Origin of the sequence: Acinetobacter sp. YH12068_T (assembly GCF_024606005.1) — a bacterium.
Lineage (GTDB): Bacteria > Pseudomonadota > Gammaproteobacteria > Pseudomonadales > Moraxellaceae > Acinetobacter > Acinetobacter amyesii.
Genome location: NZ_CP094555.1, coordinates 2485494 through 2498592 on the forward strand (window position 1 = coordinate 2485494; position 13099 = coordinate 2498592).

12 protein-coding genes are annotated in these 13099 nt (G+C 36.5%); 3 read left to right on the forward strand and 9 right to left on the reverse strand.

Annotation, left to right across the window (positions count from 1 at the left end; genetic code table 11):
- The first annotated feature begins 41 nt into the window (after window positions 1–41).
- The 3 genes from MST18_RS11870 to MST18_RS11880 are packed head-to-tail and all read left to right on the forward strand — an operon-like array spanning window position 42 to window position 3382.
- Window positions 42–1130, forward strand: coding sequence for a cysteine desulfurase family protein (locus MST18_RS11870; protein WP_180063907.1), 1089 nt, complete (start codon window positions 42–44; stop codon window positions 1128–1130).
- Between the two features lie 12 nt (window positions 1131–1142).
- Window positions 1143–2495 carry a DUF262 domain-containing protein gene (locus MST18_RS11875; RefSeq protein ID WP_180063906.1) on the forward strand — a complete coding sequence of 451 codons (1353 nt, stop codon included), beginning with the start codon at window positions 1143–1145 and terminating at the stop codon, window positions 2493–2495.
- The gene (locus MST18_RS11880) at window positions 2495–3382 is read left to right on the forward strand and encodes a protein kinase family protein (RefSeq protein ID WP_180063905.1); all 888 of its coding nucleotides are present in this window, start codon (window positions 2495–2497) and stop codon (window positions 3380–3382) included. The genes MST18_RS11875 and MST18_RS11880 overlap by 1 nt, the downstream gene beginning before the upstream one ends.
- A 13-nt stretch (window positions 3383–3395) precedes the next feature.
- Here the strand turns inward: MST18_RS11880 and MST18_RS11885 are convergent, their stop codons facing one another.
- From MST18_RS11885 to MST18_RS11925, 9 genes are all read right to left on the reverse strand, one after another.
- The gene (locus MST18_RS11885) at window positions 3396–4268 is read right to left on the reverse strand and encodes a phosphoadenosine phosphosulfate reductase family protein (protein ID WP_180063904.1); all 873 of its coding nucleotides are present in this window, start codon (window positions 4266–4268) and stop codon (window positions 3396–3398) included.
- A complete protein-coding gene (locus MST18_RS11890; RefSeq protein WP_180063903.1) occupies window positions 4265–7738 on the reverse strand; it encodes a hypothetical protein in 3474 nt (1157 codons plus the stop codon). The genes MST18_RS11885 and MST18_RS11890 overlap by 4 nt, the downstream gene beginning before the upstream one ends.
- Window positions 7735–8634 carry a DUF4007 family protein gene (locus MST18_RS11895; protein ID WP_180063902.1) on the reverse strand — a complete coding sequence of 300 codons (900 nt, stop codon included), beginning with the start codon at window positions 8632–8634 and terminating at the stop codon, window positions 7735–7737. The genes MST18_RS11890 and MST18_RS11895 overlap by 4 nt, the downstream gene beginning before the upstream one ends.
- A 103-nt stretch (window positions 8635–8737) precedes the next feature.
- Window positions 8738–9016, reverse strand: a complete 279-nt coding sequence (locus MST18_RS11900) for a hypothetical protein (RefSeq protein ID WP_180063901.1) — start codon at window positions 9014–9016, stop codon at window positions 8738–8740.
- A gap of 14 nt (window positions 9017–9030) precedes the next feature.
- A complete protein-coding gene (locus tag MST18_RS11905) occupies window positions 9031–9261 on the reverse strand; it encodes an AlpA family transcriptional regulator (RefSeq protein ID WP_180063900.1) in 231 nt (76 codons plus the stop codon).
- Between the two features lie 92 nt (window positions 9262–9353).
- The gene (locus tag MST18_RS11910) at window positions 9354–10247 is read right to left on the reverse strand and encodes a hydrolase or metal-binding protein (RefSeq protein WP_180063899.1); all 894 of its coding nucleotides are present in this window, start codon (window positions 10245–10247) and stop codon (window positions 9354–9356) included.
- 112 nt (window positions 10248–10359) lie between these two features.
- Entirely contained in the window at window positions 10360–11403 is a 1044-nt protein-coding gene (locus MST18_RS11915; protein WP_180063898.1) for a YqaJ viral recombinase family protein, read from the reverse strand.
- Window positions 11404–11555: 152 nt separating this feature from the next.
- Window positions 11556–12602, reverse strand: a complete 1047-nt coding sequence (locus MST18_RS11920) for a DUF932 domain-containing protein (RefSeq protein ID WP_180133759.1) — start codon at window positions 12600–12602, stop codon at window positions 11556–11558.
- A gap of 82 nt (window positions 12603–12684) precedes the next feature.
- Window positions 12685–13032 (reverse strand): hypothetical protein, encoded by a 348-nt coding sequence (locus MST18_RS11925; protein ID WP_180133760.1) that lies wholly within the window; start codon window positions 13030–13032, stop codon window positions 12685–12687.
- Window positions 13033–13099: the final 67 nt, after the last annotated feature.

A 13099-nucleotide genomic window follows, 5' to 3' on the forward strand; every position in this document is an offset into this window, starting at 1 on the left:
AAAAAGAGATGCTAAAAGCATCTCTTTTTTATTGACCAAAAATGATTTATTTAGATTTTGCAGCATCTACTCCACTCCTGCCTTCTGTCAAAAATGAATTGTTCCGAGCATTTGAAGAAGAATACTCAAACCCATCATCTGCACATAAGTTAGGTCGATCTTCAGCAGAAAAAATTGAAAATATGCGAGCTATAATTGCTGAATCAATTGGTGCGTATAAAAGTGAAATCATCTTTACTAGTGGAGCATCTGAGTCAAATAATTTAGCAATCAAAGGATATGTTTTAGCAAATCAAAAGAAGGGAAAGCATATCATCACCTCATCTATAGAACATAAATGTATTCTCTCCATATGCCACTTCTTAGAAAAAGAACATGGATATGAAATCACATATATTACTCCGCAAAAAAATGGAATTATTGATGTGGAAAAAGTAATCTCAGCAATGAGAGAAGATACAGTTCTAGTCAGTATTATGCATGTAAACAACGAGCTTGGATCAATCCAACCTATTGCAGCTATTGGTCAAGCTTGTTTTGAAAGAGATATCAAATTTCATGTAGATGCTGCTCAATCTTATAAAAAAATCCCCATCGATGTTGATGAGTTAAATATAGATATGCTCTCTTTATCCGCTCATAAAATTTATGGTCCTAAAGGTATTGGAGCTCTGTACATTAGAGATTTGCGAGAAACTAGGATCCAACCTGTTATTCATGGAGCTGGCCAAGAATATGGATTAAGAGGTGGGACTCTTGCTACTCCATTGATTTTAGGATTCGGTGCCGCCGTAGAAGATCAAACTATTGAAAATAGTTTTGAAGAGGTAAATAAAATAAATTATATGCTACGAGCAAAAATTAACGAAATTGGTGGAATTATTAATTCTCCAGAGGCACATCACATCCCACATATCTTAAATATTCGCTTGCCAAACTTTGATGCATCACATTTCGTAACAAACTCAGATTTTTTATGTTCTCAAGGTTCAGCTTGCTCATCTATGAATCTTGAAATGTCTTATGTACTAAGAGAGATAGGATTAGATTTCATTTCAGCTAATCAATCAATTAGAATAAGCCTTGGAATTAACACGACTTTTAAAAATATAGAACATTTATTCAAATAGGATATCAAACAAATGACTGGAAGATGGAATCCCACCAATCATACTATCAGTGACTTTAAAGACTGGGATGATGATTCAAAACTTGTTATTCAACCAGATTTTCAACGTAAAGCTGTTTGGAATCCAACCTCTAAAGTCATGTTGATTGATACAATCCTAAAAAAATATCCTATACCAAAGGTTTTTATACAAAATACTACCGAACATGGTAGAACTATCAGAAAAATTATTGATGGGCAACAACGTATCACTGCTATCTTAGAATTTGTAAATAATAAGTATATTTTAGATAAACCATATATTGGAGTTCATGAAGGTAAAAGATTTTCAGAATTACCTGAAGAAGAAAGAGATAATATTCTTCAATATACAATCGATTGTAATGAGGCCTATGGATATACAGATGAGCAATATAGAGAAATTTATACGAGGCTAAATAAATATACTGTTCCTCTGAATAGCCAAGAATTAAGAAAAGCAGAATTTCCTGGAAATTTTTATAAGCTATCAGAGAAACTCGCTGCCTCTGAAATATTAGATAGTTGGAAAATTTTTACTATCTCGAGTAGACGTAGATTACTTGATGTTGAATTTATCTCTGAAATGTTGGCAGCACTTTTAGAAGGACCACAAGACAAAAAAGCCACTTTGGATGATTTTTATAGAAGATATAATGATCAAAATTTAGATGAATTAGAAGGTAGATTTAATCAAATTCTTAAAGAAATAGAATTTATTTTTCCTGATAATCTAATTTCAAAATCAAGATTTAAGCAAAAATCCGATTTTTACTCGTTAGTATTAGCTATCGATTTTTATGTAAAGCAAGGACTTACGCTAAACAATACAAATATTTCTCCCCTTCAAGAAGATTTTAAATTTTTAAATCAACAAATTGATCCCTCTGAAGATAGTTCGGGTACTATTTTACAAGAGTATGCTATTAGATGCGTTAGCTCCGCAAATACAGCATCCTCAAGAAAATGGAGATTCGATTTTTTAAGACTTGTACTATCAGGTACTTTTTTGAGAAAAACTCAATTTTTGGCGATAATTTCAGAATATAGATCAAGCGACTCTTTAAGAAAATTTTTAGAATTCTATGATTTTGCCGATCCAATTTATCATGACAGTGGAATGTGCCCATTAGGTGCAAGTACATGTGTACATTGTGGGGATGAAATTGATTTAGATGATGAAAAGTGGTCTATTGCTTGGAATATTCAAGGTCCATTTCAATCCTCAAATCTAAGTACAATTCATAAAGAATGTTTTCGTATAGAGGACTATCTAGAATATAGATCAAGTTTCTACCCTGAGGAAAAGTCAGAATTTATTGATGACTTATTGCAAGGTCTCGAATAATGATAAGGATTAAAATCAACAATCAAGCTTATCTTATTGAAGATCAATATGAAATTAATTCTACAACATTTGAGCATTCAGAGCATTTAGGTAAGGGTGGAAATAGTTCAGTTGAATGTTATTTGGAACGAGGTTCAGGAACTCCTTATGCAATTAAGTTCATTCCGTTAGAAACGCATACCGAGTTTCATAAGAGGGAGTCACAAAGATCAATCGGGGAATTAAAACTTTTAAGGCAATTAGATCATCAGCATATTATCAAATTTTATGGTTTTAAAAGAATTACAATTAGAAAGCTTACTCGGTCAAAAGAAATAGAAATAGATGCCTTACTTATTCTGATGGAAAAAGCTGATTGCTCTTTAAAAGAATATATTTGTAGTAATAGTATTAGCTATGCAGAGTATTCTGGACAAATACTTGGCTTATGCGAAGCACTAAATCTAATCCATGGGATTGCAGTTCATAGGGACCTGAAACCAGAAAATATCCTTGTGGTGAATTCAACTTGGGTCATCAGTGATTTCGGTTTGTGCTCGATGCTTGATGGATCTAGCCCTGAAATTACATCGGGCAATAAAGCTATTGGTCCTAAATATTGGTTATCCCCAGAAGCTTTTTCAAGATACATTGACATTGATGAGCATCGTAAAGACATTGCCTTATGCTCAGATATTTATCAAATGTGTGCAATTTTTTGGTTTATTATCAATCGAAAACATCCTAGTGGAATACTTACCGAACAAGACTTTTCTGGGCCCACCAAACTCTTTGAACCAATTTTTAGAGGGCTTCAACATGAAGGCACTAGAAGGTATAAATCAACTCATGATTTCGTAGAAACATTTAAATTTGCAATTCTTGAAACAGAAATGGCTACTGTGTAAGTAGCCATTTTCTTTATTTATAACAAGTCACACAGGCACCACCACCTTCCATATCATCATACAATGCATCTAAATCAATCATTTCAATCAATTGATCATCATATAAAGCATTACGACGACGCTTCTTCTTAAATCTCTCAAGCTTTTTCTCATGGTCAGCTTTAATTTGCGCCACACGATCTGGATCTTCAAGTGTAGTTAACGGTGTATTTTTACCCATCCAATAATAAGTTTCACCATTTGTAGATTTATCATCATTCAACTTTTTTTCGTAGGACTTTGCTTCCTCAAATTTATCAGGATGTCGTTCCATCAAACGCACCCATTCAATCTTTCTTTGATAAAAACAGAACGTACATCCACTTCTAGAACGCCATTCATAATATTTAGGAAGGCCTAATCCAGTCCCTTCAAGAATATTAATAATATCCTCTTTGACTAGACCATCTTCAGCAAATGGCATTTTGGTCGTTAAGAATTTTTGAGTTGGCACATAACCTTCACGCCAAGGCTCATCTGCACGAATCCCAACATAACTGATAATTTCGTACCCTTCATCAAGAAATGGTTTTACCCACTTCTCGAATGGTACTAATTTCATCTGAACAGTACACCAGCGTTGATGGCCAGAGGGAAGAAAATGATTATATTCCTTCAACCAATAATCGAAATCTTTATCCGAACCTAAGCGCAAGATTGGTTTACCTAGGTAAGATTCTAATTGATTTAGATAATCCATGACTTCTGGTAATTCTTTACCAGTATCTGTAAAAAAATACTCAATATCTAACTCAGGGTAGTGGTCTCTCATATAGACAGCAAGAGCAGCACTATCCTTACCACCAGAAAGCCCTAGGACATGTTTTACTGGCTTTTCAAGAGTCATGCTTTGTCCTCACCAATCGGATGTAAATAATCTTTAAGCAACTCATATAATACCATTGCTTTAGCATCATCACTTAGGTCAAAAGCACTCACCTTTTTAAGTAACTCTTTTTGCAGTTTTTTTAAATCATTCTCAATATTCGAATCCACAATGACGTCTCGGTTATATTCTTCAAGACCTTGATCCGTGTTAATAATTACTGCTAAAGATCGCTTATTAGATGAAATTTGTTCTGATTTCTCAGCATTTTTAGCAAAAAAGCTCAACTGTTTAAAACGCTGCACATAACCAGGAAGAGCTTCAAAAGCTTTTTTCAGACTGTCATCCGTCCAATCTTTTTCTGGTATCTGACCCAGCAATGTAATTAAATTTGACAACCATTGAGTTGACTCAGTCGAACTTCTAGATAGATGTTCCGCAAACTTTTTCATTTTCCAATCAGCTGCAAACTTGCTCACTGCATCTGCTTCTTGAGTAATTTCAGGTGTAATATTGCCGAGCTCTTTACGCAATCTACCTTCAAAATTTCTCAATAGATTTGGCTTTGCCCCCATAAAACTACCAAGTAAATTTGATAGATCTGCAAGAACTAGATCATCGGATCTTGTGGAAACCTCAAGCACATCATACAAATCTTCAAATAGCAATTTGTACGGATCATCTGCCTTAACAAGGAATGATCTTAATAACTGCACCTTCTCATCAAAATATTCTTTATCCTTAGAAAACTTAGTCCAACTAGACTGCTTCACAGTGTATGAAACTAGAAAACGTGCTACAGCTAAAGGTGTAGCCTCTATATTTTTTTCAAAAATATCTTTAATGCTATTCGCTAGGAGATTTATAAACCTATTTTTTTCAGCAGGTTCTTTAATATACTTAACCGCAATCTCATGAGGTCTCTTAACTAGTTTATTGATGTACTCATCATCAATTTCACTAATAAACTTAAATTCTTGAGTTATATCTTTATCATAAAAAGCAAGGCTCTTTTCTTTAGCCAACAAAAGGGTTAAAGCAAATATTGGTAATACACCATGAGGAATACCGAATGGTGTATCTGACCATACCTTATAAAGCTCTGTTAAAGGAACTAAAGACTTTGTATCTGTGAAAACTTTATATCCACGTTGAAATAATTTCGAAACACGCTCTAAATTTTCACTTTGCTCTCTATTAGATTCGTCTAAGACAGGAAAATCAAATATCCATTCCATCTTCTCCGCATTAAACTGATGTAAGCCTAATTGTTTAATACAAGACAAATAAATTGCTTTTTCTGGTGGGAATTTTTCGATACCTAAATTTTCTTGATTCGAATTTTCCAACATATTTTCTAATAGTTTTTTACGACCAGCTGCTGCAGAGCTAGAAACATCATGTCGAACAACTAACTCGTTTAGAATTTTCGGACATGATTGATATAGCTCATCAGCCAAATCAGAGACAATAATGGATAAAGACTTACCCTTTAACAGGCTCCCCTTACAGTACCATTCCACTAATTCAAAGGACTGGCTAAATAGATCATCGACCTGCTGATATGCATAGTTTAGCCGTTGTTCATATTCTTTTTTCGCAACGGTATCCAGCATCAGCTTTGGCAATTCTCTAAAAATTTCATTTAGAGCATAAATTTCTTTGGACCAGCTTAATAACTCACTGATCTTATCTAACTTAGCAATAACAAGACGAGAATGTTGCTTCGATAATTCAATTAGTTTAGTTGAATTAAGAGCTTGATCTGTTATTAAAACAAAGTGCGCAAAAGCTTTTGATTTAATAAATTCAGATTTATTTACTAGGCGTTCCAACCCAGGAAGATCATTTACTAAATGCTGATCCATCCAACGCATTACACCCCTTTCATGATAGTGGCGTTTTGCAAGAACTGAGTTGCCCTTATAGTTGATGTACTCAAAATAATTTTGTTGATTACTTAATGCCTCCAACTTCTCTTGTAACAATTGCTGAATATTGAGTTCAGATGTCTCAACAACTTCATAAGACTTTGTACGATTCCAATAAGTAATTACTCCCCAATCTTCTAGATTCTTTAAACATGCAGGGAGTATTTCTAGGTTTTTTGATGAAAGTGGTAATGCATGAGCAATTAAATCTACTGACGGATAAATCCCTAAAGATTTACCAAACATATTAAGCATTGCAATTGCTTTAATTACGTTAGGATATAACTCTTCACTTTCAGAAGTTAAACCCTCTTTTTTACTGAGATTTTTACTAAGTAAAGTTAGAGTTTCTTCAACGATTGCCCATAAATGCCCTTCTTTAGAACTTAGGATTTGGTGTTGCAAGTTTTGACTTAAGTAATCCCATAAATCAACAATCGTGTAAGTTGAGTTTAGATTAACTTCTGACTCTAGAAACTTCCTAAAACTAAAAGGTTCGACTGACAAAAGGAAACTAAAAATACTACGTTCGTTTTGACTAAAGCTACTTTTAGAAATAATACCAAGAAGTACCGTAGTTAATGGATGTAGTGGCAATGCCTCTTGCAGATATACATTCAGTTTTGGACTATTCTCTGTCAATCGAGACTTAATAGAACCTACAACTTTAGTTACTAAGGCATTATTTACAGCTGTAATAGCTTCTGGAATTTGAGTTTCTCTTGCTTTTATTGTTTTAGAAACAAGTGCAACCGATTCATCTAATGAAATTCGATATGAGATATCAACATAACGACCTTGAATTTTAGTCCATTCTAAAGCGATATGATGGCTCATCCCTCTTGCATAGTCAGCAAATGCCTGATGCAAAATCCCTAAAAAGATAAAAGGACATTCCTTAGTAGAAAGTCTATTGATTCTCTCAGATAAATCCTGGAATAAATGTAGATCACCATTATTTCTAGCAATATGGTCTAAAAGCTTACCCATCTCATCTAAGATAAATAAACCACCTGAAATTCTCCCATCTAATGCTCTAAATACTTCATCAATCCATTCAATTAATTGATGATCACTATCTATCTGATCTGGCAAAAAAAATAAGTCACCTTCAAACACATCCATAAGATTTGCATCTTGAAGTGCTTTTAGGATGGATTTATAAAACAGCTCAACAGGTGAAGTTACCCCTCCGACTGCTTTAATAATCAACCAAGGTTTATCACTAGACAACTTGAAATTTTTATCAATTTGCTTAAGTAAATCAGAATCTTGTACTAAAGCTCTAGCAGCCAATCTAATTTCATCATTTTGATGTAAAAGCCCTGATAAAATTGCTGCTAAAGTAGATTTACCTGTACCATATCCACCTGTCAAAGTAAAAGCGGATTGAGTGTTTTCATAAAAAGAATCAACTATTGTTTTCAATGAGTTGTAAGCTGTTCCATGAAAAATTACTCGCTCAAAAAACTCCTTCGATATGTCACTGTCAAGTCGTGTCGAAAGTAGATGGTTTACGTGAATTTCATAATAATGATTTAATTTATAGTTTTGATTCATTTCTGATACTCACGATAAATATTAGCCAGTAGTTCTTTTAAATTTACATTTTTGATATCCAAGCAAGATAAGCTTCGCATTCCTAATGTATCAGTCCAGTTAAAACGATCGTCAATAACTGCACATTGATTTAAGAAATAATCGACTGATGCATTATTCAAACGAAATAAACGACCAGGGCTTCCAGGATAAGTCGAAATCATATCTACACTTAGTGAAGGAGCTTCCGAGAAATGTGTTTGCCAAAAATCTGTTAAGCAATATAAAAATATATCCACTGAAAGATTTTTTTGCTCAAGTAAATCAGCTTTAAACTTATGAGAATCCACCTGATAAATTAGATTCAGCTCATTTAATGGCGAAATAAATGCATCTTCATTAAGCTGTTTCTTACTTAGTTTTTTTGAGTAACAAAGAATGAAACAATCTAAATCTTTTTGCAAAGTCGCTTCCGAAGGTAGCTTTAAACCGTTTGTTTCAAGCCAAAATATAAGATCACTAAGTAATTCAGATTTCTCAAAGACTTGTTTATTACAATAATTAAAATACCAACGAGCAAATGTTAGATCAGCAAAGTTTTTTTGAATAAAATAGTGTAGTAACCAAGTAGATTCATTTAACTCTAAGTAAGTATCATATTTTGCAAAAATTTCATTTATTGCAGTTTTATAGTTTTGTTTACTATTTTCAGAATCTTTGAGCGGAACCAACCCTGAAACTTCAGCCCAGTATTTAATACTGTTAACCATATTCTTACCAACACCAAGCTCAACAACTTGTTTTTCAATATCTTTTTCGATTAAACTGAAATTATTATATGCTTTATTTAGCCAACCATAGCGTAGTGCAAAGGTTTCATGACCCGAGAAATGTAAATTAAAAATATCAGATTTCATTGCAACAAATATTCACTGGAGAAATTTCTCCAGTGAGAGTACTACTATTAAACATTTTATTCAATAAACAGACCTTTCGATTAAAAATCAAAAAAGAAAAGCACTAGTGCTTTTCTTTTTCACAAAATTTTGCAACCTGAATGTAAAACTTCATTGCAAAAGCTATGCAGTCTTTTGCATCTAAATCTTCAGGTATTTCAATTGAAACTAGCACCTTCTCTTGATAAACATCCCTTAACTCCAAAATAGATCCATCTAATTGAAATAAAAGATTTAATCCTTCTTTATCCTTACCAACTCTATCATTAATTATTGAAAAACCATGATATTTAACCAACCACCCTTCAATAAATATTTTAATAACTTCTTCATTTAAACTCATATGGATTGCTCCAATTACTCTCGACTCGCCAGCTTATCTTCAATCCATTGATGAATCTCATAAGCTGACCAGCCGATACGGTTTTGGGTAATTTTAACTTTCTTTGGAAATGTCGGATCATAATACGGTGAGTTTTCATCCATCATTTCATAGATGGTAGAACGTGCAACACCTACAATTTCTACAACCTGCTTAATACTGATGAGTTGATTCATTTGAAAAGTTTGACCAACAAACGCATTCATGAGTTTACTCCTAATCATTCATGCGAGCGGTTATTCGCTCAAATGATACGCAGCTCCGTAAAAATTTAATCTGCTTAAACCTCAACAATCTTTCAATTCAAAGTTTGAACAGAACGCTGTAACTCATTCTGTAAATTCAGGTTTGTGGTTTTCTTTTGTTGAGCATCTTCGCTGCCTTCTTCAGATGGATAAAGCTCTTCAACGACGTCTAACCCATCACCTGAATCCATTTCAAAAACTGCATTTGCATAACCCTGTCTCGCCTTATGATCTAAAGCTTCCTGATTAAAACCACTAGATTTACTCTGTTGATCAATTTCTTTAGCAGTCTGTATAGCTTGCTTTAAATCAACTCCTTCACGCAAAGTTAAATCCACGTAATACACAGGCTGGCGATAGCTTTGGGTCGTGGATTTACCCCGAAGTGTAAGTTGCAATGGCAAGCATGAAAGTAAACCATTCGATGCTGCATGATAGTAGCTTAGTCGTGCGGCCAAGGTCCTTATACTGTTAAAGCCTGTGGTTCTAAAAATGAAGGTCCCAAGCTCATCCGACTCATCCAAGTTCACATGCAAACGCCCATAAGGCTTACAGTGCCCGCCTTGAGCCATTGAGCATAAATCAGGGGATGGGCATGGATGCTGCTCTACACCTTGATTAGTCAATCGCTGGCAAGTTTCACCATTACCCACACAAACGGGTCGTCCAGTTTGACGGTCAAATAAGCTGTACTCTGCACGTAGATTCAGCTCAGGATCATTAAAGATCATCCGTACAGGAATTGAGCGGAGTTTTTGATTGGATGCTTTAGCCCGCAGCTGTTCATCTAACGGATGTTTGATCCAACCACTATCTTTACTTTGGATTTGACTGGTAATGGTGAATTGATCATCCTTTTCAGGCAGACGCTTTCCGTTCTTTTCGACCATTCGGCCAATGCTGATTCGCCCTAAAATAGGCGGTGTGATTGCTAAACCTTTAATCATGATATTTCTCTTTTTAACAATGAAATCGGCATAAAAAATCCCATGCTGTTTGGCATGGGATCGTTATGGCCTTAAATTGATTTGCTTATGTATCTCGAAGAATGAATTCATCTCATTCATCATCTGGGTAAATATTGAAGCGTCTTGAACCAGATTTACTTTGCGGAAATTGGTTCAGATATTCAGGGTACTGTTTTAGTAGTGCTTTGCTATCTAAGCTAATCGAGTCTTTGGCCTTTTTCCAGGTGACTGAACCTGCTTTGAAAGTTGCGCGCTCAGCCTCCTGCATCTTGGCCTGCAGCTGGTGCTTCAGCAGATCGAATTGCTCTTGGTGCTTTTCAATTTGATTGCGTGCTTGAATCAGCTGCTCAAACTGTTGGTTGGCTTGATCGTCTAACGAGAGATCGGTCGTACTTAGCGGTACATGCTCTGGATACAGTAATTGCAAAGCTTTAGCGGCCGATTCACTATCATCTGCATCAGGCGGTGTATCCTTTTCCACGCACTCCCAGAAGTAACGCTCTGCATTCACGATATGCTGAATCACCGATTCTGAACGGGTCACTTTAAATATGCGGGTTTCATGTCCGCAGATCAGCACGCAGATATGGGCTGCCTTCTTTCCGGTCACAGCCAATTGATGCTGGACCTGACACAGTACATATAGAGGCACACCATCCCGCCAAAGCTTAGCGCCATATTCCCCTGCGGTTTTACATTCTAGAATCTGTACATCTGCGTCACCCACTACAGAATAATCTAAGTTGGCTAACATAAAGGACTTGTCTGGGTCAGGATGCTGCAGTACAGCATTGACGCGGCGGACTTTATAGTTGGTATGCATGCTGTAATACTCAGCCACCAAGGGCTCTAAACGCTTGCCCCAATACAGCGGAGCATGGCCTTCGCTTTCATCTTCAATCGATTGCTTGATTCGTCCAGTCTTGATCATCCACAGTTCCAGCATCGACATATAAGGGTTGAGCCCACAGGCTGCAGCACAGTCACTACTGCCTATGCCCTGCCTGCGCACTTCCAGCCATTCAGCCTGACTGAGTTTCTTAGTCTCCACAAAACGTTTCGCATTGAAAAGTTTAGGGGGACTGAATACTTTAGGCTGTACAGATGTTGCAGGTAGATTTGATAAATGATTCATTATGAATTCCTCTAATTTAAATTTTGGGTATAAAAAAGCCGTGCCCGAAGACACAGCTTTAATAGGTAGGTCTTTGATTCATAAGTGGTGAAAAATATTTGGCCTTGTGCTGTAATACTTAGGCTAATTTATAAAAAAGAGAATTATTGAGCTTAAGCAAGCATACGCAGCGCTTGTTCGAGTCCACGTTGCTTCAACCCAGCACCTGCGCCAAACCATGCTGAATCGAGTCGGTGATCTTGACTCATAGCCCGGCGTTCATGATCGGCAAACTCGGTGATACTGCAAAGTAAGCCATAAGCGGTATCTTTAGCTGAACTCAGTTCTGCCCCACGTCCATGCCCATTAAACATAGTCATGACTTTAGACATGGCACGGCCATTCGGCTCAGTCTTGTTTTCAGCTTTAGGGGCTGAATTAGCTTGGGTAGCGACATTGCGGTAGAACTGAATAATGCCTTCATCCTGTTCCATTGGACTCAAGCTGGTATTGTTAAACACAGCATCAAAATAAGCTGCTGCCTCACTTTGAGTGACTTTACGCTGGCTGAGCTGTTTCATTTCATACATATGTTCATCCCATGCTCGGACAGAAATTCCCAACTGCTGTTTAATCTTTTGGGCATCAAAGCGAGTGCTGTGCGGGACTTTGACCACACCTGCACTGCTGTTCTGTCCTTTGAGAGCAATCGCTAAGGTGTTATTGCACACCACACGGATTGAAGTGAACTGTGCAGTTGTCGCTAATGTTCCATCACAGCCCGTAGCCAATAAGATATAGCCATTACTGACATCTTTACCTTTGAGTGCTGCTGTCTGCCCGGTTTTAGCCAAAGCCCAGAATTTTTTTCCGCCTTTGAGTACCCCAGCTGTTTCTAGCTCAAAACCTGATTGTTCAGTTAAATCACGGTAGAACTCTAATATCTCAGCAGGCTGGACTTCCTGATAGCGCTGACTGACCACAGATAGAGGTGCATGGGTGTCCGAGCGGTAAAGTACGCGCTGTTCCTCGAAAGGCATGATGATGCTTTGCCCACGTTCATTTTGTGCCATGTAGCTGACGTTTGATGATTCAATACGCCAATCCATGCCTGCCTGTTTCGCCCAGACTTCAATCGGCTGATTTTGCGCGAGCTGATTGCCAAGACCGTGCCAAGGGGTTTCACCGACATAAGCCATTTTTTCAATTAAATGTGCCATATACTTATTTCCTTTTAATTTTTATTACTGACTATTAAAATTAGGGGGATTAAAAACAACTACCGTCTAAATTCCATCAAATCTAGTTAAAGTAGTGTCCGCACTCCAAACAATGGTGATGTACTTGCGACTGAGATTCATCTTTCATCAGGGTTTCGGAATGCTGCTCATGGATGTGTTTCAAGATGCAGGCTGCACAGCCAACTGCCCCACCGATTAAAGCCCCAAATACATAAATCATCGTACGCTGCCCCTTAATCAGTCGAGCGCTAGATGCACCCATCGCTGCATAATTCACAACGTTCTGAATCAGATTTTGAATAGGCGGCTTTAAAGACCTTGGCTGCTGAAATTCAATGGATGTAGAAAGTTGAGGGCCGACCATTTCAGTTTGGTCACCGCCACATGCAGGACAAATAATTAAATTCATCTTTATTTCCTTAAAGTTTAGACATAAAAAAGCCGAGTCCTTCATGGACTCGGCTTTTTGATTCGTT